Source organism: Segatella hominis (assembly GCF_004535825.1).
Classification (GTDB): Bacteria; Bacteroidota; Bacteroidia; order Bacteroidales; family Bacteroidaceae; genus Prevotella; species Prevotella hominis.
Genome location: NZ_SGVY01000014.1, coordinates 57,894 through 78,220, shown reverse-complemented (window position 1 = coordinate 78,220; position 20,327 = coordinate 57,894). Strand labels below are relative to the sequence as shown.

Annotated in this window: 15 protein-coding genes and 2 rRNA genes; 13 read left to right on the top strand and 4 right to left on the bottom strand. The window is 45.3% G+C overall.

Annotation, left to right across the window (positions count from 1 at the left end; genetic code table 11):
- The 11 genes from EXN75_RS07240 to priA all read left to right on the top strand — a co-directional run.
- Positions 1-202, top strand: a 23S ribosomal RNA gene (locus EXN75_RS07240); the annotation flags it as partial.
- A gap of 125 nt (positions 203-327) precedes the next feature.
- Positions 328-440: ribosomal RNA gene (gene rrf / locus EXN75_RS07235) — 5S ribosomal RNA — on the top strand.
- A gap of 60 nt (positions 441-500) precedes the next feature.
- Positions 501-1,091 carry a hypothetical protein gene (locus tag EXN75_RS07230; RefSeq protein ID WP_134843287.1) on the top strand — a complete coding sequence of 197 codons (591 nt, stop codon included), beginning with the start codon at positions 501-503 and terminating at the stop codon, positions 1,089-1,091.
- A 92-nt stretch (positions 1,092-1,183) separates the two neighbouring features.
- Complete coding sequence (locus EXN75_RS07225) at positions 1,184-1,405, top strand: DUF2795 domain-containing protein (protein WP_134843286.1); 222 nt, start codon at positions 1,184-1,186, stop codon at positions 1,403-1,405.
- A gap of 106 nt (positions 1,406-1,511) precedes the next feature.
- The gene (locus tag EXN75_RS07220) at positions 1,512-2,450 is read left to right on the top strand and encodes a PorP/SprF family type IX secretion system membrane protein (RefSeq protein ID WP_118117386.1); all 939 of its coding nucleotides are present in this window, start codon (positions 1,512-1,514) and stop codon (positions 2,448-2,450) included.
- Between the two features lie 18 nt (positions 2,451-2,468).
- A complete protein-coding gene (gene porK / locus EXN75_RS07215) occupies positions 2,469-3,929 on the top strand; it encodes a T9SS ring complex lipoprotein PorK/GldK (protein ID WP_022110542.1) in 1,461 nt (486 codons plus the stop codon).
- A 5-nt stretch (positions 3,930-3,934) separates the two neighbouring features.
- The gene (gene porL, locus EXN75_RS07210) at positions 3,935-4,867 is read left to right on the top strand and encodes a type IX secretion system motor protein PorL/GldL (protein ID WP_134843285.1); all 933 of its coding nucleotides are present in this window, start codon (positions 3,935-3,937) and stop codon (positions 4,865-4,867) included.
- A gap of 32 nt (positions 4,868-4,899) precedes the next feature.
- Positions 4,900-6,456 (top strand): type IX secretion system motor protein PorM/GldM, encoded by a 1,557-nt coding sequence (gene porM / locus EXN75_RS07205; protein ID WP_134843284.1) that lies wholly within the window; start codon positions 4,900-4,902, stop codon positions 6,454-6,456.
- 113 nt (positions 6,457-6,569) lie between these two features.
- Positions 6,570-7,616 (top strand): type IX secretion system ring subunit PorN/GldN, encoded by a 1,047-nt coding sequence (gene porN, locus EXN75_RS07200; RefSeq protein ID WP_134843283.1) that lies wholly within the window; start codon positions 6,570-6,572, stop codon positions 7,614-7,616.
- A gap of 135 nt (positions 7,617-7,751) precedes the next feature.
- Positions 7,752-8,381, top strand: coding sequence for a porin family protein (locus EXN75_RS07195; protein WP_134843282.1), 630 nt, complete (start codon positions 7,752-7,754; stop codon positions 8,379-8,381).
- A 122-nt stretch (positions 8,382-8,503) separates the two neighbouring features.
- The gene (gene priA, locus EXN75_RS07190; RefSeq protein ID WP_134843281.1) at positions 8,504-10,873 is read left to right on the top strand and encodes a replication restart helicase PriA; all 2,370 of its coding nucleotides are present in this window, start codon (positions 8,504-8,506) and stop codon (positions 10,871-10,873) included.
- Positions 10,874-11,137: 264 nt separating this feature from the next.
- On the opposite strand, the gene EXN75_RS07185 is transcribed toward priA, so the two are convergent.
- Both EXN75_RS07185 and EXN75_RS07180 read right to left on the bottom strand, forming a co-directional pair.
- Positions 11,138-12,748 (bottom strand): OmpP1/FadL family transporter, encoded by a 1,611-nt coding sequence (locus EXN75_RS07185; RefSeq protein ID WP_134843280.1) that lies wholly within the window; start codon positions 12,746-12,748, stop codon positions 11,138-11,140.
- A 167-nt stretch (positions 12,749-12,915) separates the two neighbouring features.
- Complete coding sequence (locus EXN75_RS07180) at positions 12,916-14,967, bottom strand: HD family phosphohydrolase (protein WP_134843279.1); 2,052 nt, start codon at positions 14,965-14,967, stop codon at positions 12,916-12,918.
- Between the two features lie 211 nt (positions 14,968-15,178).
- Between EXN75_RS07180 and gltX the strand changes: the two genes are divergently transcribed.
- Positions 15,179-16,696 carry a glutamate--tRNA ligase gene (gene gltX, locus EXN75_RS07175; RefSeq protein WP_134843278.1) on the top strand — a complete coding sequence of 506 codons (1,518 nt, stop codon included), beginning with the start codon at positions 15,179-15,181 and terminating at the stop codon, positions 16,694-16,696.
- Between the two features lie 128 nt (positions 16,697-16,824).
- Entirely contained in the window at positions 16,825-18,126 is a 1,302-nt protein-coding gene (locus EXN75_RS07170; RefSeq protein WP_134843289.1) for a 3-deoxy-D-manno-octulosonic acid transferase, read from the top strand.
- A 358-nt stretch (positions 18,127-18,484) separates the two neighbouring features.
- Here the strand turns inward: EXN75_RS07170 and EXN75_RS07165 are convergent, their stop codons facing one another.
- Together EXN75_RS07165 and EXN75_RS07160 are read right to left on the bottom strand one after the other, a co-directional pair.
- Entirely contained in the window at positions 18,485-19,009 is a 525-nt protein-coding gene (locus EXN75_RS07165; protein WP_118116768.1) for a nitroreductase family protein, read from the bottom strand.
- 102 nt (positions 19,010-19,111) lie between these two features.
- On the bottom strand, positions 19,112-20,311 hold the full coding sequence (locus EXN75_RS07160; RefSeq protein WP_134843277.1) for a MalY/PatB family protein: 1,200 nt from the start codon (positions 20,309-20,311) through the stop codon (positions 19,112-19,114).
- Between the last annotated feature and the right edge of the window lie 16 nt (positions 20,312-20,327).

The following is a 20,327-nucleotide window of genomic DNA, read 5'->3' as shown; positions in this document are numbered from 1 at the left end:
CGGTTTACCAGTTGTGCCGCCAGGCGCACCGCTGGGTATCTGAGTCTGGATTGGATAAGCGCTGAAAGCATCTAAGTGCGAAGCCAGCCGCAAGATGAGAACTCCATAGAGGGTCGTCAAAGACGATGACGTTGATAGGATGCAGGTGTAAAGACAGCGATGTCAAAGCCGAGCATTACTAATTGCCCGAACACTTTCTTTAGAAAGTTCATAGTTTCAACTGTATGTTGGGTCTGAATATTGTAGGAATGTCAAATTTATCATTTATCATTTCTCATTAGTCATTATTCATGTTTTGCTTGTGTGCAAATACGTCATAACCCATTATCAGGTGGTTATTGCGGTGGGGTTCCACCTCTTCCCATTCCGAACAGAGAAGTTAAGCCCACTTGCGCCGATGGTACTGCAATGCAATGCGGGAGAGTAGGTCGCCGCCTCCTTTCAATGAAGAGCCTCAGATTTCGAAAGATTTCTGAGGCTTTTATTTTTCGTTTTATTATATGCTTGAATCTATTTCATATTATATCCAATCGATCTCTCGTTGGCTTTTACGTTGCAGATACAGTCGTGGGTTTGGCATTCAATCGCCTTCGGCTTATTCTTTCGTGCGTTATGTTGTCAACGAGCATGATCCTTATTATGCCTACGAACAGCTGGATGAGGAAATGAAAGACCGGTCTAAGACTTTCCGTAAATTGGGCCGTCTGTTCTTTCGTCTTGCCAATTACTGGCAACCCCAATATGTCGTGATGGGTGATTATGATTTCGCTCCGTATGTGTATGCTGGTTGCCAAAATACGTTGGTCAGAATGATAGATGATTATTATTTTGATGAGGAAAGAGCTAAGGCTTTGGTGATAGTTGACATGGAATGGCTTTCTGATGAAGACATAAGAAATGAAATCTTTCAGCATTCATCTGATCAGTTACTTTTGGTTATAACAGACATTTACAAGACTCAGCAAACTCATCGGTTATGGGAAGAAATGGTAGCTGACGACAGGAGTGGTGTCTGCTATGATTTATATCTTTGTGGGATTATATTCTTTGATAAATCGAAGCATAAGCAATTTTTTAAGATTAATTTTTAATTTCCCATAAAAATAAATACGTAAAATGCTTGTAAATACAAATAAAAGTATTACTTTTGCACGCAAATTTATAAACCGTTAAATAATTAGCTATGTATTGGACACTTGAATTAGCTTCAAAGCTTGAAGATGCACCATGGCCTGCAACAAAAGATGAGTTGATAGACTATGCAACTCGTTCTGGTGCGCCTCTGGAGGTTCTGGAGAATTTGCAGGAGATTGAAGATGAAGGTGATGTTTACGATAGCATCGAAGACATCTGGCCTGATTATCCTTCCAAGGATGATTTCTTGTGGAATGATGATGAGTATTAAGTGATGATAGGGCTGCTCTTATGGATAAGGGCAGCCTTTTTCATTTTATTTTTTATCTCTATTCCCAATTCATACAATATTTTGAGAAAAAATCCGTTATAGTATCGTGTATAAAAGAATTAAAATAGCGACTTTGTTGATGATACTGGGTATAACCACCTGTTATGCTCAGTACGATCCTTCTTTTAGTCATTATTTTGATATGGAACCTTCCTTCAATCCTGGTGCGGTAGGTAAACAAGCCAAGATAAATGTGAATATTGATTATGCATTAGACATGGCTGGTTTTGAGCATAATCCCCGGACTATGTATGCTGGAGCCGATTTGCCTTTCTATGCCTTGAAGAATTATCATGGTGTCGGTGTGCAATTCATGAACGACCAGATAGGTTTGTTCACCCATCAGAAGTTGGCTTTGCAATATGCTTTCAAGAAACGGCTTTTCAAGGGTATGCTCAGTGCCGGTATTCAAGCTGGTTTTCTAAGTGAAAGTTTTGATGGCAGCAAAGTGGATTTAGGAGAATCTAATGACCCTGCTTTCTCCACCTCTCAGATTGATGGTAACGGACTGGATCTTGGCTTTGGTCTTTATTATTCACATGGTGCCTGGTATGTGGGAATTTCCGGACAGCATCTGAATGCCCCTAAGATTGAAATGGGCGAAACGAATGAAATGCAGATAGATGCAACTTATTATTTGACTGGCGGATACAATATTAAGTTAAGAAATCCGTTTTTATCTATAAAGCCTTCTACTCTTGTCAGATACGATGGTGTGACCTGGAGAGGAGATGTAAGTTGCAGGATGGTCTATACGCATGAGAAGAAAATGATGTATGGCGGTGTGTCTTATAGTCCTACTAATTCCGTTACGTTCCTTGTTGGTGGAATGTTCCACGGAGTGGTGTTAGGTTACAGTTATGAAATGTACACGTCGGCTATCAGTCCTGGCAATGGAAGTCATGAGCTGTTTGTCGGTTATCAGACTGACATCAATCTCGTAAAAAAAGGAAGAAATAAACATAAAAGTGTAAGAATACTATAGTATAAGAATAATATGAATATGAAGAAAGGTATCATGTGGCTTTGCTCAGCCTTTGTGCTGGTGGCATTGACTGGATGTTTCGGTGCCAAATCTACCTCGATGGCAGGTCGTGGTGGTGAAGTCGTGGGCGTATCTGGCAGGGGATTTACCGAGCCAGCTCCTTACGGCATGGTGAAGGTGAACCGTGGCTTCCTGAAGATGGGCTTGGAAAAGCAAGACTCTCTTTGGGGTGGAAAAACGCCTGTGAAGGAAATCTCTGTGGATGGTTTCTGGATGGACGATACTGAAATTACCAACTCTGAATATAAGCAATTTGTTGCTTACGTGAGAGATTCTATCTTGCGTACCCGTCTTGCTGATCCTTCTTATGGAGGCGATGAAACTTATATGATTACGGAAGATAAGAATGGTGAACCTGTGCCTCCGCGTGTCAACTGGAAGAAGAATCTTCCTAAGAAACCTAATGAGGACGAACTGCGTGCCATTGAGAGTCTTTATACGACCAATCCTGTGACGGGAGAGAAGTTGATAGATTGGAGTCAGCTCAACTATAAGTATGAAATCTATGATTATACTGCCGCTGCCTTGCGTCGCAACCGTCTCAATGCTTCTGAACGTAACCTCAATACTGACATCGAGGTGGATCCGAACGAGGTGGTCATGATTTCCAAGGATACAGCCTATGTGGATGATGAGGGTAGAATCGTGAGACAGACCATCAACCGACAGTTGAGTGGACCTTGGGATTTTCTCAATACCTATATCGTGAATGTTTATCCGGATACTACCTGTTGGGTGAATGACTTCAAGAATTCTGATAATGAGACTTATCTCAGAAGTTACTTCAGCAATCCTGCCTATAATGATTATCCTGTGGTAGGCGTAACTTGGGAACAGGCGAATGCATTCTGTGCCTGGCGTACGGACTATCTGTTGAAAGGCTTGGGCCCTGAGGCACGTTTCATACAGAGATATCGTCTGCCTACTGAGGCTGAGTGGGAGTATGCTGCCCGCGGTAAGGAGCAGAATGAATTCCCTTGGGAAAACAAGGATGTAAAGAATGGGGATGGATGTTTCTATGCCAATTTCAAGCCAGACCGTGGTAATTATACCAAGGACGGAAACCTGATAACAAGCCGGGTGGGCATCTATTCTCCTAATTCTAACGGACTGTATGATATGGCAGGTAATGTGGCTGAATGGACCAGTACGATTTATACGGAAGCGGGTGTTGATGCCATGAACGATCTGAATCCAACGCTTGTTTATAATGCAGCCAAGGAAGATCCTTACCGCTTGAAGAAGAAAAGTGTGAGAGGTGGTTCATGGAAGGACCCTGAGTCTTTCATACGTTCGGCATGGCGCTCTTGGGAATATCAGAACCAGCCTCGTTCGTATATCGGATTCAGATGTGTGAGAAGTCTCGCAACAACATCAAGTGCAAAACAGAAACCTACAAAATCAAAGAATAGGAGATAATAAAAATGGGCGATTACAGTAAGTTTAATATCGTTTACCGTCTGCAAAAGTGGATGGATAGCGTGCCTGGACAAACATTCCTGAACTATGCATATAGTTGGGGTGCATCTATCGTTATCTTGGGTACACTCTTTAAGTTGACTCACTTGCCGGGAGCCAATCTGATGTTGTTCTTGGGTATGGGTACTGAGGTATTGGTATTCTTCCTGTCAGCTTTCGACCGTCCTTTTGATAAGACTGCCGATGGTCGTGATATTCCTACACATATTACTGAAGAATATCTGGAGACGGGCAAGGTCACTTATGATACAAATAATTCTGTAGCTGGTTCTCAACCGGTTTCGGGTTCTCATCCTGTTTCCGGAGATGCTGTGGTTGTGGGACAGCCAATTGTCTTTACTCCTGGTGCTACTGCTTCTCAGGGCATTGCTTCTGCAGCAACTTCTGAAGGCACAGCTTCATCTCCTGTTTCTGCAGCAGCTTCTTCAGTCTCTGCATCATCTTCAGATGATAAGGATGCCGATGTTGCCGTTCAGCAGCCTCAGTCAGCAGCCGTTCAGCAGCCTGTAGCTGGTTCTACTGCATGGGTTGGTGGTCAGCAGCAGATAACTCCAGAAATGGAGGAAGCACAGAATAACTATGTGGAAGAGTTGAAGAAGCTGGTAGAAACTCTCGAAAAGGTAAATGAACAGAGCAGCCGCCTGACCCGTGATAGCGAGGAAATGGAAAATCTGAACCGTACGCTTACCGGTATCAGCAAGGTATATGAAATGCAGCTGAAGGGTGCCAGTCAGCAGATTGGTACTATCGACCAGATCAATGAGCAGAGCAGAAAGATGGCTCAGCAGATAGAGCAGCTCAACAAGATTTATACTCGCATGATCGAGGCAATGACTGTCAATATGAGAGCTGCTGCCCCACATGTAAGTGAAGAGTAAAGCATTCAATCGAATTTTTCAGTTATAAATAAATGGCAATAAAGAAAAGACCCGTTTCACCGCGCCAGAAGATGATCAACTTGATGTATGTCGTCCTCATGGCCATGCTTGCATTGAACATCTCTACCGAGGTGCTCAACGGATTCTCTATTGTGGAGGAGAGCTTGAACCGTACCACGGCCAATTCTTCTGCAGAGAATGCTGCTATCTATGGGGATTTCAGCGAGCAGATGAAGAAGAATCCTGCCAAGGTGAAAGAATGGTTTGAGAAGGCTACTCAGGTGAAGGAAATGAGTGACTCGCTCTACAACTTCGCACAGCAGTTGAAAGAAGCCATCGTCAGAGAGGCTGATGGAAAGGATGGCGATGTGAAAAACATCGAGAACAAGGATAATCTGGAAGCTGCGGGCATCGTGATGCTGGCTCCTGGTACGGGGAAAGGCAAGAAACTCTATGATGCCATCAACCGTTATCGTGAGCGTATCCTCACCATGGTGACTGACGAGCATCAGAAGAAAATCATTCAGAGCAACCTCGCTACAGTTGTGCCAAAGAATTCAAGGACTTTGGGCAAAAACTGGCAGGAATATATGTTTGAGAATATGCCTGTGGCTGCTGCTATCACTTTGCTCTCCAAACTGCAGAGTGATGTGCGCTATGCGGAAGGAGAGGTGCTCCATACCCTCGTTTCTAATATAGATATGAAGGATATTCGCGTCAACAAACTTGATGCCTTTGTGATTCCGGAGAAGACTACGCTTTATCCTGGCGAGCGCTTCAATGCCAACATCGTGATGGCGGCTGTGGATACTACCCAGCAACCGGAAATCTATGTGAATGGTATGCGCGTGAATACGGCTCATGGGCAGTATTCCTTTACTGCTGGAGGCGTAGGAGAACACCAGTTCAGCGGATATATTCTGATGCACAATGCCAAGGGAGATGTCTTGCGACGCAATTTCCTGCAGAAGTACAGTGTGATTCCGGCTCCTAATACTGCTACTGTGGCAGCCGACATGATGAATGTGCTCTATGCCGGTTTCCACAATCCAATCAGTATCAGCGTACCGGGAGTTCCTGCCAATGCGATTTCTGCCAGCATGAGTGGCGGTTCCTTCATCTCCAAGGGAAATGGACATTTCGTGGCAGTTCCATCTGCTGTAGGCAAGGATGTGACGATTACAGTTACGGCTCGTGACAAGGGACAGATCCGTACGATGCCACCGTTTGTTTTCCATGTCAGAAAACTTCCAGACCCAACTGCTTATCTGGCTTTGGGTACCAACAGATATAGAGGCGGTGCTCTGTCAAAGGCTTCTCTGATGGGAGCAACAGGCATTCATGCCGCGATTGATGACGGATTGCTCGATATTCCGTTCAAGGTGCTGAGTTTCGAGACTGTATTCTTCGACAATATGGGAAATGCGGTTCCTCTTGCTTCAGCAGGTGCCAATTTCTCACAGCGTCAGCGCGAGGAATTCCGCCACTTGTCCAGAAACCGTCGCTTCTACATTTCTCATATCAAGGCAGTTGGTCCTGATGGCATTACCCGCAATCTCTCTGCTGCAATGGAAGTGATTGTGAGGTAAGAGAGAGTCTGGAATAGGAAAAAGGCGAATCTGGACAGGAGATACATTCCGGACGGGATGGAAAACTTGCCAGAATGCATAACATAATGATCAAAGTAAATAAAATCAATGTGATGAAAAAGATATTTATGCTTTTGATGCTTGCAGGTGTTACGCTGGGAATCAGCGCTCAACCTGAAGCGCGCCGCCAGGCACAGCAGAAGGCTCAGCAGAAGTCGAATGCCAACAACATGACGACCCGTGCACAAATCATGTTTCCTACTACTGCTTCCATGGATGAGGATGTGGTATGGAGACGTGACATCTATCGCGAGTTGGATCTCAACGATGATGCCAATGCGCCTTTGTATTATCCTGTGGAACCATTGGGCAGTCAGACAAACTTGTTCACCTATATGTTTAAGTTGATACTCTCAGGTCGCATCAAGGCTTACCAGTATAAGTTGGACGGCAACGAGAGTTTCAGTGATGCAGACTTGGTGAAGCCAAAGGCATTCCTGGATAATTACCATATTTATTATGAGAAGGATGCAAACGGAAGAATGCGTCTTGACAACAGTGATATTCCTTCCCGCGAAGTGAAATCTTACTATGTCAAGGAATCTTCTTATTTTGACCAGCGTACTTCCACCTTCCATACTCAGGTGTTGGCACTCTGTCCTATCATGACCCGTGAGGATGATTTCGGAGATGGTGGCAATAAATATCCTTTGTTCTGGGTGAAGTACAGCGACCTGGCTCCTTACTTGTCTAAACAGCAGATTATGACCAGTAATCTGAACAATGCTGCGACGATGAGTGTGGATGATTACTTTGTAAGAAATCAGTATAAAGGAAAGATTTACAAGACCAATAATATGTTGGGCAAGACTTTGGCCCAATACTGTCCTTCTGATTCGGCTATGAGCAAGGAGCAGAAGAGGATAGAGGCTGAATTGGCTGCTTTTGAGAAGAATATCTGGGGCAATCAGGAGAGAAAGGATTCTCTGGATAGTATTGCCAATGCCGGTAAGAAGGATGCAAAGACTGTCAAGAAGAACCGCAGAAGTTCTTCTAAGTCTTCAGGTTCTTCTTCGAGTGTAAGAAGACGTCGCCAGCGCAGTTCTGGTTCTTCTACCTCCAGTGCAGCCCGCGTTTCTGTCAGAAGAGAGCGCCATTAATTGGTTTGGTTCTGATTGTTGGAAATAATAACTATCGGAAATATCAATCATTGGAATCATAATGATTGGGATAAGAATCGTTGGAATTATATGATTTGAACAACAATTATTAGAAATAAAAATAGAGAAATAGGTATGAAAAAAGTATTGACTTTTATGGTGTTGTTGGCATCATTACTGTTCGTGCAGCAGGCTAACGCACAGGTTAAGTTTGGTTTGAAAGGTGGTTTGAACGTTACCAATATGTCTTTCAGCAAAGATGTCTTCGATGCTTCTAATAAGACAGGTTTCTTCGTAGGTCCTATGGTAAAGATCACCTTGCCAGTAGTAGGTTTGAGTTTCGATGCAGCTGCTCTCTATGATCAGAAAGAGGCTGACGTGAAGTATCAGGGAACTGATAATTCATATTTCAAGGAGAATGTAAAGCAGAAGTCTCTCAACATTCCTGTGAATGTACGCTATGGTTGGGGATTGAGCAGCGTGGCAAATATCTTTCTCTTTGCGGGTCCTCAGTGGGGAATCAACGTAGGTGATAAGAATTTCAAGTGGGATACTGGTAGCAGTTATTCTTTGAAGAAGTCTAATTTCAGCGTCAATGTGGGTGCTGGTGTTACTTTGTTGAGCCACGTACAGCTTTCTGCTAACTACAATATTGCTTGTGGAAAGACTGCAGATGCCTCTCTCGAAAAGGTGGGCGAAACCGTTTTGGGTAGTGATAGAAGCCGCAACAATTCATGGCAAATTGCGCTTGGCTACTGGTTCTAAAAATCGGGTCCAGTTCAGTCTGGCTTTCTTAAAATATATAAAAGCAGATATCCTTTATTGGGTATCTGCTTTTTTATTGTTATCTTTGCACAACGATATAATTCTCAAGATGACTTTTCAGTATGAAATACGTAGATGTGATACTTCCTTTGCCGCTTCCAGGCTTGTTTACCTATTCTGTTCCTGATGGAATGGAAGGGAGGGTTGTGTTTGGCAAGCGCCTGCTCGTACCCCTGGGAAGGAGCAAGAAGTATATCGGTATGGCGGTGAAAACGCATGATGAGAAGCCTGCTTTTGAGGTGAAACCGATAGAGCAGGTGCTGGATGAAAACCCTGTGCTTCTGGAAAGGCAATACCGGCTCTGGTCGTGGATCAGCGATTATTACATGTCTCCATTGGGTGATGTCTATAATGCTGCTTTCCCGGCTGGACTGAAATCTACAGAGAAGTTTAAACCCAAAATGGAGCTATATGTCGGTTTGTCGAGTGCTTATCGCAATCCTCAGACGCTCCGTGTGGCGCTTCAGATGATGGGGAGGGCTGTCAAGCAAATGAAGGCTTTTACCACCTTCCTCCAACTGTCTCATTGGGATATTCTTCTCGAAAACGAAGTAGATGAAAACGGACTGCTGCGGGAGGAATTCTATGAATTGAGAAATATGCAGTCTCCTGATATTCCTTCTTCAAATGGAAATCAGCCTTCTGATATTCCTTCTTTTATAGAAAAAGTAACAAAGGAGGAACTAATGAACGAGAGTCATTCCACCTCTGCCATTATCAAAAGTCTGATAGATAAGGGATTTCTTTTTACATACGAGATAGAAGTAGGGCGTCTGAATACATCTGGCGAATCTCATTTCGAGTTGATCAAACCGCTCTCGATGCCCCAGCAGGATGCTTACAACCAGATTCTGATGCAGATGATGAAGAAGAATGTGGTGCTCTTGCATGGAGTGACTTCCAGCGGTAAGACGGAGGTCTATATCCACCTCATCAAACAGGCGCTCGATGAGCATAAGCAGGTACTTTATCTCTTGCCAGAAATTGCGCTTACGGTGCAGATTATGGAACGTCTTCACCGGGTTTTTGGAGACCGACTTGGTATCTATCACTCGAAATATAGCGATGCAGAGCGTGTGGAAATCTGGCAGAAACAGATGTCTGATCATCCTTATGATGTCATCTTAGGAGCCAGAAGTGCAGTCTTCCTGCCTTTTCAGAAACTCGGACTTGTGATAGTGGATGAGGAGCATGAAACCAGTTTCAAGCAGCAGGACCCGGCTCCTCGCTATCATGCTCGCAGCGCAGCCATCGTTTTGGCAAGTATGTATCCCGAAGCCAAAGTGCTCTTGGGTACGGCTACTCCTTCGATGGAAAGTTATTACAATGCCCAGCAGGGAAAGTATGGTCTGGTGGAGATGAAAACGCGATATAAAGACATCCAGCTGCCGGAAATACAGGTGGTGGATGTGAAGGATTTGCGCCATCGCAAGATTATGAAGGGGGCATATTCGCCACAACTCTTGGCTGCCGTAAGAGAGGCCTTGCAGCGTGGCGAACAGGCTATTCTCTTTCAGAATAGGCGCGGTTTTGCGCCGATGATTGAGTGTAAGGTCTGTGGATGGGTTCCGAAATGCAAAAACTGTGATGTGTCGCTCACATTGCATAAGAATATCAATCTGCTTACCTGTCATTATTGTGGCTACACGTATCCTGTTCCTACGGAATGTCCTAACTGTGGAAGTACCGAACTGACGGGGCGTGGTATCGGAACAGAGAAGGTGGAAGACCAGTTGACTGAAATCTTCCCTGAGGCGCGTATTGCCCGTATGGATCTTGATACGACCCGCACCCGCAATGCCTATGAACGCCTGATAGAGGATTTTTCTTCGGGAAAGACCAACCTGCTTATCGGTACGCAGATGATTTCCAAGGGACTGGATTTTGACAAGGTGAGCGTTGTGGGTATTCTCAATGCCGACTCGATGCTCAATTATCCTGACTTCCGGGCCTACGAACATGCCTTTATGATGATGGCGCAGGTGAGTGGAAGGGCTGGCAGAAAGGGCAAGCGAGGACTGGTGATTCTGCAGACGAAATCTCCGGAATTGCCTGTTATCTCGCAGGTGGTTCACAATGATTATGCCACTTTCTATCGCGACTTGCTGGAAGAGCGTAGAGCCTTTCATTATCCGCCGTTCTATCATCTCATCAACGTCTATCTGAAGCACAAGCATGAGAAAGTCTGTCAGCAGGCAAGTATGGAGCTGGGACAGACCTTGCGAGGATGGTTTGGGGAGAGAATCTTAGGGCCTGACAAGCCTGCAGTGGCTCGTGTGAAGACAATGAATATCCGTAAGATTGTCATCAAGTTGGAGAATTCTCTTGACTATAGGAAAGTGAGGGAATTCCTATTGTTTGCTCAAGAAAAAATGTCGAAAGATCCGCGATATGGGGCTTTGGTCATTTATTATGATGTGGATCCGATGTAAGAGAGAATATTATAATTTAATTGGATCGCTACGGCGCCAGCCATTGGACAGAGGTCAAATATCCGCGGAAATCCGTGAATAATCCGATAAGCAAAACTGCCTCCGATTTATCCGTGAAATCCAATGAAAGAAAAAACATGTGAAGAAAATCAATGAAGAAACGAAAAAGAGGATGTGTCTTTAACTTATGACACACCCTCTTTTGATTGTTGTAGTTATGTGTTCCGAATTTCTTCAGGATTCTTATTCAGAACGATCTATCATTTAGAAATTAATGTCGAGACCTACGGCAAACACGTTGTTATTACGTGTATAGTCTGAATTATAGACGATGCTCTTGTCAGCTGCAAGCTGAACAGTCTCAGAAGTCTTCTTGTGCTGATAGAATGTGTGGAAGTAAGCTACGTTGAGATCCATCTTCTTGTTGATGTGATAAACACCACCGATGGCAGCAGAATTTGAACCTACTACGAATGACTTGTCGTCCATATACTCATCAGACAAACCATAGTTTGTGTTCTGCCAACCTGTACTCAGGGTGATTTTCTTGTTAACGTCTACCTCTACACCTGCATTATACTCCAAAGTACCACGCTTCAACTCCTTGTTGCGGTTGTTGTAAGATGTAGCATTCTTGTCGTCGAACCAGTGGAAACCTACGTTTACTCTTACTGCATCGACAGGGCTGTAGCCAATACCGAGAGCCAAATAAGCAGGAATATCACCAGCAATCTTCTTGCCATCCTCATATTCACCGATAGCCTTGTTCAACTTCTGGTCAAACTGGGTCTTCAAGCCCATCATAGTAGCTCCTACTGTTGGGTCATTCAATACTGCATTGGTAGTGTTTTCAGCCTGCTGCTTAGCCTGCTCAAGTGGAAGACCTGCATTATGAAATTTATCAGTCAGGATGCCTGTCATCTGATTGGCAAGGTTGGCTGGCAAGTTACCGATACTTGGAGTCTGGTTTACTGACTTGTTCTTCAGGCGAATACGGGTCTTGAACTCGTATTTAGCAGAGAAGTTCCAGCGGCCTGTCTTGTAATCTACGCCGATGATAGGAGTGAAACCTACACCAGTCTGGTCGCAGCTCAACTCGATGTTGGCAGCATTTTCCTTCGTAGGGTCGAGCACTTTATAGAGAGGCATGTTGCCTACATTGATGTTTTCTACATATCCATAGTAGTTGGTCAATGCATAGACACCGCGAACACCCAAGAATGCGCTGAAGTTATCACAGAACTTATATGCTGCACCTACAGAGAGACCATAGTAATACTGGCGACCGTGCATATAGCTGTTGAAGCTGTACTTGCCGGTTTTGCCGAAAGCCTGGTCTGAAGTGAACATTTCCATGCCTTGCTGACCGAGTTTATTGCCTAAAGTCTGGTCAACGACACCTGCCAGTCCGCAAGCAGCAATAGCAGTCTCTGATACGATTTTCTCGAAAGAACCCAGACCATCATCGAAGGTACACTTACCGCCACCGCCAGTGAGAGAGAAGTTAGCCTGGAACGACCATTTGCCCTTGTTGTAGGCATACTGGAAGGAAGGGATAACTGGGGCAAAAGCCTTACCCTTGAAATCACGAGGGGTGATAGGATTGTTTACATTATTAGTAAACAAAGAGTAATCATTGTTGATAGTACGAGTTTGATAAGCCAACTGCCAGTTGATGGCAAGATGGTGGCCTTCACCCATGAATACAACGCCTGCTGGGTTGTAATAAACACCATCGATACCGATGGAAGCCTCACGGCTCATCATTCTATTGAATGCTACATGTTGGTTTGTATTAGTGAGCAAACCACCTGCAAAAGTAGGTGCTGCACCTGCCATCGCAATGGCAACACAAACTAATTTTAGTTTCTTCATTTTAATAAATTTAAATAAAAACGTCCGCAAAGGTAAGAAGAATGTTCTATTTCGCTACTACTTTTATTTCTTATTTAAAGTATATTAACAATAAAATCCCAAATTACTGCACAGAATAAATGATATGTGCAATAAATCGGGATTTATTTATGTTCAATAATCACCAGTTATTTATTCAGATGCGGATACGAAATTCGCGTATGATAAATGGATTTTAGACGTTCTGTGAGCACCACTTTGGCCAGGGCGATGTCGCGGAAGGTGATAGGACATTCCTTGAAGAAACCTTCAGCCACCTGACCGTCGATGAGCTTGTTGATGAGCGTGCTGATGCTTTCCTCGGTATATTCGTTGAGCGAGCGGGAGGCTGCTTCCACCGTGTCGGCCATCATCAGAATAGCCTGCTCACGGGTGAATGGATTCGGACCTGGATACTGGAAAAGCTCCTTGTTTACATTTTCATCTGGATGGGCATTACAATAATTAATATAGAAATACTTGGTAAGCCCGGTGCCATGATGGGTGGAGATGAAATCCTTGATGATGCCAGGAAGGTTGGCCTTTTCTGCCATTTTCAAGCCTTCGGTCACGTGGCTGATGATGATCTGTGCACTCTCCAGATCGGTAAGCTGGTCGTGCGGATTGACGCCAGCCTGATTTTCGGTGAAGAATACAGGATTGCTCATCTTGCCGATGTCATGATATAATGCACCCGTACGCACGAGCAGACTGTTGGCATGGATGCGGTTGGCGATTTCGGCAGCCAGATTTCCCACGGTGATGGAGTGCTGGAAGGTGCCTGGAGCTATCTCGCTCAGGTTGCGCAGCAGTCCCTTGTTGGTATTCGAAAGTTCAAACAATGTGACATTCGAGATAAATCCGAACAGCTTTTCTATCAGATACATCAGTGGATAGGAAAGCAATAGGAAGATGCCGTTGATGGTGAAATGGGTGTACATGCTGGTGTCGATATTGAATACCTCATTGTCCTGCATCAGCTGCAGTGCCAGATATACCACTCCGCTTGCCACCGTCACCAGCAGGGCTGTGATGAATATCTGCGAGCGCTTGCTCAGTTCACGGAGCGAATAGATGGCCACCAGTCCGGAAGCCAGCTGCACGATGATGAATTCATACTGGTATTTTACAGCCGCCGCACATATCAGAATCATCGTGACATGGGTGATGAATGCCGTGCGGGAATCCATAAATACTCTTACGAAGATAGGCACCATGGCAAACGGGATGATATACACAGAGAAGAAATTGTGCTTCATCATCAGCGATACCAGGATAGGGAAGAGCGTGATCATCGCATAGAGCATCGTGATGCTGCGCGGTTTTTCGAAATAGTCTTTGCGGAAGAGCGAGAGATATGACGTAAACATCATGACAAGGATGAATACGAAGAGCACCTGTCCGATGATGGTGGTGGTGATTTCCTCCTCAGTGGACGTGCGCCGCTTCATTTCCTTGTCGAAGGATGTGAGCACGCGGAAGGTGTAGTCGCTGATCACCTCGCCTCTGTCCACGATTTTCTGTCCGCTCATCACCATTCCGCTTGCCAATGGAATGCTGCTCAGCAGGTCGTTTTTCTCGGTTTCGCTTTTCTCTTTTTCGTAGATGATGTTGGCCTCTATATAGTTGTTGAGGTTGCAGCGGGAGAGCAGCGGTCGCTGGGCAGCCAATTTTTCGTTGGCAAAGAGATGCTCATAGGCGGCTATCGTAGAGTAGAACGACTTGATAGGCACGCTTTTCACGTTCTTTCCGCTGATGATTCGGATGGTGCTGGTAGAATCCTTGAAGATGCGGTTGTACTCCGTGGTGTTGATGATGCCCATCTGATAGACATTGTGCAGTTCGTTGGCTATAAGCCCCACAAAATCATTAGGCAGACCGGGTATTCCCTTCTGGAAATCGTGGAGGAATCGGTTCACCTGCACGTTTTCCACCGTTGGATTCAGGCCATAGTAGGGCTGGAACTGGTTCATCATCGAATCCTGTTCGTGCTTGATAGCTTCATCGGTTTTGTAGATTGGAAAGTCGAACTTGGCGATGACAGAGCCGTACATCCATGGTTTTCCTACATCGTATCGGTACTGGCGACCCTCGTTGCGAGGCAGAAACCATACGATGACAGCCACGGTCATGCAGACCAGTATGGCCTTAGTCACCAGGTTGCGCCAATAGTTTTCTTCCGGATTGTTGAATATACTCATATTTTTTTGTTTTTGTTTTTCTTGTTGGATTGGTGGGAAAGTCTCTTCACTTTTGAATATTTATGGATAAAAAGGAGCATTTCTTTGAATAAAAATGCCGATTTGCCCCATATTTCCCTTTTCATGTGCGAAAATACGAAAAAAAACTATTATAATCGCAAAAAAAGATGTAAATTTGCAGAAAATTTTGAAAATAGCTATAAAATAAGACATGGCAGATAGAAAAGTAAGAGTGCGTTTTGCCCCAAGTCCTACGGGTGCATTGCACATTGGTGGTGTACGTACCGCCCTCTATAATTATTTGTTTGCTCGCCAGCATGGTGGTGAACTTGTGTTCCGTATCGAGGATACTGACTCTCATCGTTTCGTACCAGGTGCCGAGGAATATATCCTGGAGTCATTCAAGTGGCTCGGCATCAAGTTTGATGAGGGAGTGAGCTTCGGTGGTGAGCATGGTCCTTACCGTCAGAGCGAGCGTCGTGACATCTATAAGAAATATGTACAGCAGCTTCTCGACAATGGCAAGGCTTACATCGCTTTTGATACTCCAGAGGAACTGGAGGCCAAGCGTGCTGAAATCCAGAATTTCCAGTATGATGCCCACACCCGTATGCAGATGCGCAATTCTCTCACCCTTTCTCAGGAAGAGGTGGACCAGCTCATCGCAGACGGCAAGCAATATACCGTACGTTTCAAGATAGAACCTGGAGAGGAAATCCACGTCACCGATATGATTCGTGGCGATGTGAAGGTGATGAGCGATATCCTCGACGACAAGGTGCTCTACAAGAGTGCCGACGAGCTTCCTACTTACCACCTGGCCAATATCGTGGACGATCATCTGATGGAAATCTCTCATGTGATCCGCGGCGAGGAGTGGTTGCCAAGTGCACCATTGCATGTACTTCTCTACAAGGCTTTCGGCTGGGAGGATACCATGCCTCGCTTTGCCCATCTTCCATTGCTTCTCAAGCCAGAGGGTAAGGGTAAGTTGAGCAAGCGTGATGGCGACCGTCTCGGTTTCCCAGTATTCCCATTGGAGTGGCACGATCCTAAGACCGGCGAGGTTTCTTCTGGTTATCGTGAGAGCGGTTATTTCCCAGAGGCAGTAGTCAATTTCCTTGCATTGCTGGGCTGGAATCCTGGCACAGAGCAGGAAATCTTCTCTCTCGACGAACTGGTGAAGGCTTTCGATATCTCCCGCTGTTCTAAGGCAGGAGCCAAGTTTGACTTCAAGAAGGGCATCTGGTTCAACCATGAGTACATCCTCATGAAGAGCGATGATGAGATAGCCAATCTCTTTGCGCCTATCGTGGCTAATAACGGTGTGGAGGAGACAATGGACCGCGTGAAGCAGGTGGTACACATGATGAAGGATCGCGTGAACTTCGTATATGAGTTGTGGCCATTGTGCTCATTCTTCTTCATTCCTCCTACAGAGTATGATGCCAAGACAGCCAAGAAGCGCTGGAAGGAGTATTCTGCTCAGCAGATGACCGAACTGGCTGAAGTGCTGGAGGGCATCGAGGATTTCTCTATCGAGGGTCAGGAGCCTGTTGTGATGAAATGGGTAGAGGATAAGGGCTATAAGCTCGGTGATGTGATGAATGCTTTCCGTCTCACGCTCGTAGGCGAGGGTAAGGGTCCAGGTATGTTTGATATCTCAGCCTTCCTCGGCAAGGAGGAGACTCTGAAGCGTCTCCGCAGAGCCATTGAGGTTCTCGGATAAGCATTGCAGTCAGCATATTTTATCTCTTTCTGTGGAAAATTTCTGCTTTGTGCGGGGATTTTCCTCAGAGAGAATTCAATTTATATTTAGATATTTATAGATACTAACCCAAAAAAAAGAAAAACATGATCTATAATGTCGTCATTTATTTCGTGCTTTGGGGAATCGCCATCGCCAGCCTTTTCAATGAGAAGGTGCGCAAGATGTGGCGAGGTGAGCGCGATGCCTTCAGGGTACTGAGGGAAAATGTGGATCCTTCCGAAAAGTATATCTGGTTTCATGCCGCATCACTTGGCGAGTTTGAACAGGGGCGTCCTTTGATGGAGCGCATCCGCAGAGATTATCCCCAGTATAAGATTCTGCTTACCTTCTATTCGCCTTCCGGATATGAGGTGCGCAAGAATTATGAGGGCGCAGACATCATCTGCTATATGCCGGTAGATACCCGCCTGAATGCCATCCGTTTTCTTCGCCTGGTGCGCCCTGTGATGGCTTTTTTCATCAAGTATGAATTCTGGTCTAATTTCCTTCATATTCTCAAGTACCGCAATATTCCTACATATAGTGTGAGCAGTATCTTCCGTGAGGATCAGGTATTCTTCAAGTGGTATGGCAGGAGCTATGCAAATGTCTTGAAGTGCTTCACCCGTTTCTTTGTGCAGAATGAGGAGAGCAAGCGACTGCTCGCCGGCATCGGTATTACGGATGTGGATGTGGTGGGAGATACCCGCTTCGACCGTGTGCTGCAGATCAAGGAAGCAGCCAAGCATCTGCCTATCTGCGAGGCGTTCAGAAAGGGAATTTCTGCTGATGGGTATTCTTCTGATGGTCCTTTGACAGAATCCCCTGCGGGTAAGTCTGCATCCGTTCCTTCTCAGGACTACAAAGTGTTTGTAGCAGGCAGTTCATGGCCTCCTGATGAGGAAATCTTCATCCGCTTCTTCAATGAGCATAAGGATTGGCGCTTGCTGATAGCTCCTCATGTCATAGCCGAGGAACATCTGAAACTGATTCTTTCTCTGCTGAAGGATAAGAAGGTGGTGCGCTATACTCAGACTACTCCTGAGGAAGCTGCTGGGGCAGATGTGCTGATCATCGACTGTTTCGGACTGCTGAGCAGCATGTACCATTATGGCGATGTGGCTTATATCGGAGGTGGTTTCGGAGTTGGTATCCATAATACCCTGGAGGCTGCCGTATGGAATATGCCGGTTATTTTCGGTCCTAACAACAAGAAATTCCAGGAAGCTCAGGGCTTGCTGAAGTCTGGCGGCGGATTCGAAATCAACAATTTTGAGGACTTTGCAGGCTTGATGAAGTCGATGATGAATGACGAAGCTTTCCTGAAGTCTGCGGGAGAAAAGGCTGGAGAATTCGTTGCGAGCCTGTCTGGCGCAACAGATAAGGTTCTTTCTAAGGTTCAGCTTTAAGTATAGTCAGTATAGGAAGATTTTCTTTTTGCAAAGAAGTAAGCCCCCTTTCTCAGGGAGAATATAATTTTATGAAAGCAGTACTTTTGTATTTATGGTGCAAAAGTATTGCTTTTTTTGTAACCAGCAAATTTTAGTGTGCGTAAACTTGCGATTTTATGCAGAAGTGATAAATTTCTACCTTCTGATGCGGTAAATGACAGCAAAATGAGGATATGTTTTGTAAGTCATAGTTTTATGACTTACAAAACATAGTTTTATAGCAGAGAACTCGTCTGGTGCATTTTTTTATATCTACAAAATCAGTAATCAAAAGGGGATATTGTATTTCAGTAAAGTGAGACTGAAATATCTTTTCTTACTTTATGATGCGGTAATAATCCTCTTTGCGAGGCTTTACAGTATGCGGATGAGCAGATGCATAGCCTAATGCCAAGGCTCCAACTCCTATCAACCCTTCAGGAAGATTCCACTCTTTCAACAGATTTTTGCCCTCCTCGGAAGCAAACATGGCATCCTCGCGATTGATCCAGCAAGAAGAAAGACCGATAGAGTGGGCTGCCAACATCATATTGCCGAGGATGAGACTGCCGTCCTTGATGGCGTTCGCATTGCTCTCTGGAGCCAAAACGATGACGATGGTTGGTGCTCCATAGTAAGGATCACTCTCTACACCCATCACCTCAGCATTCATCTTGCGAAGCTGGGCGCAGGTCTCCGGATTCTGTACTGCGATGATGAATGGTTCCTGAGTGCCATGACCGGTGGCAGCCCATGTGCCTGCCTCCAATACGGTTTTCAGTTCCTCATCTGTGATCTGATCAGCCTTGTATCTACGGATACTTCTTCTCTCCTTAATGGCTTTCAAAACTTCATTTTCCATTGTCTTTCAGTTTTATATTTTAATTGTTTATATCCTAATAGAGTGAAGCACGAAAAGCATTTGAATTCTTCACTCTTCACTCTTCGTTCTTCACTTAAAGAATTACATCGGACAACCTGTGTCCTCATCCTCCACGTACTGGCTTAGTACTCTGGCGATACGGATCAGTCCCTGCATCAGGGTCTTGCGAGGACAGGCGATGTTGAGGCGCAGGAAGCCTTGACCGGCTTTTCTTCCATACATGGTGCCGCTATTCACAAATACCTTGCCGTCATTCATCAGCTTCTCATAAGCCTCGTCGCTCGAAAGTTCGAAAGGCAGGATGTCGAGCCATACCAGGTATGTGCCTTCCAGACGGGTAATTCGAACCTGAGGTAATTCGGAATTGAAAAATTCCTTTACGGTCTGATAGTTCTCATAGAGATACAGGTTCAGTTCGTCCAGCCATTCCTCACTCTCGTTGTATGCAGCCTGGAGAGCAATGACTCCGAATGGGTTGACATCACACACCTCGTTGATATTGATAGCCCTGTTGATGCGGCGACGCAATGCGGCATCTGGACAGATGATGTTGGCTATCTGCAGACCGGCAATATTGAATGATTTGGATGGAGAATTCAATACTACGCAGTTGTCTCTGCAGGCTTCGCTGATGTTTGCGAACGGAACGTACTGATAGCCCGGCATCACGAGCTCGCAATGGATTTCGTCGGCAACTATCTTTACGTTGTGCTTCAGACAGATGTCGTTCATGCGCTCCAATTCCTCCTTTTTCCATACCCTTCCGGCAGGGTTGTGAGGGTTGCAGAGGATGAAAGCAGTCGTCTTTTCGTCAGCACATTTGCGCTCGAAATCCTCGAAATCTATCTCGTAAGTGCTGTTTCCTACTCGTCTTAATTCGTTTTCTACCACCTCGCAACCACTGTTTTTGATGCATGAGAAGAAGCAGTTATATACAGGAGTCTGCACCAGCACTTGTTCGCCAGGCATGCAGATGGCCTTCAAACAGCAGGAAATGGCAGGCACAACGCCCGATGTATAGAGTATCCAGTCTTTCTCGATGTTCCAATGGTGGCGGCGGGCAAACCAGCTGGTGATGGCCTCGTAGTAAGAGTCCGGTACCAGGGTGTAGCCGAAGATGCCGTGAGCCACTCGCTTCTGCAGGGCCTCGATGATGGCAGGAGCAGTCTGGAAGTCCATATCGGCTACCCACATAGGGATAACATCTTCCTCCTTTACCAGGTCCCATTTGTAGGAATTGGTGCCCCGGCGGTCGATGATTTCATCAAAATTGTATTTCATATTTCTTTTTCTATTT

Bases quoted from the DNA above. Each gene is read 5' to 3' on its own strand.
- EXN75_RS07230 (WP_134843287.1), top strand. From the start codon at position 501: ATGCTTGAATCTATTTCATATTATATCCAATCGATCTCTCGTTGGCTT.
- EXN75_RS07225 (WP_134843286.1), top strand. From the start codon at position 1,184: ATGTATTGGACACTTGAATTAGCTTCAAAGCTTGAAGATGCACCATGG.
- porK (WP_022110542.1), top strand. From the start codon at position 2,469: ATGAAGAAAGGTATCATGTGGCTTTGCTCAGCCTTTGTGCTGGTGGCA.
- porL (WP_134843285.1), top strand. From the start codon at position 3,935: ATGGGCGATTACAGTAAGTTTAATATCGTTTACCGTCTGCAAAAGTGG.
- porM (WP_134843284.1), top strand. From the start codon at position 4,900: ATGGCAATAAAGAAAAGACCCGTTTCACCGCGCCAGAAGATGATCAAC.
- porN (WP_134843283.1), top strand. From the start codon at position 6,570: ATGAAAAAGATATTTATGCTTTTGATGCTTGCAGGTGTTACGCTGGGA.
- EXN75_RS07195 (WP_134843282.1), top strand. From the start codon at position 7,752: ATGAAAAAAGTATTGACTTTTATGGTGTTGTTGGCATCATTACTGTTC.
- priA (WP_134843281.1), top strand. From the start codon at position 8,504: ATGAAATACGTAGATGTGATACTTCCTTTGCCGCTTCCAGGCTTGTTT.
- EXN75_RS07185 (WP_134843280.1), bottom strand. From the start codon at position 12,748: ATGAAGAAACTAAAATTAGTTTGTGTTGCCATTGCGATGGCAGGTGCA.
- EXN75_RS07180 (WP_134843279.1), bottom strand. From the start codon at position 14,967: ATGAGTATATTCAACAATCCGGAAGAAAACTATTGGCGCAACCTGGTG.
- gltX (WP_134843278.1), top strand. From the start codon at position 15,179: ATGGCAGATAGAAAAGTAAGAGTGCGTTTTGCCCCAAGTCCTACGGGT.
- EXN75_RS07165 (WP_118116768.1), bottom strand. From the start codon at position 19,009: ATGGAAAATGAAGTTTTGAAAGCCATTAAGGAGAGAAGAAGTATCCGT.
- EXN75_RS07160 (WP_134843277.1), bottom strand. From the start codon at position 20,311: ATGAAATACAATTTTGATGAAATCATCGACCGCCGGGGCACCAATTCC.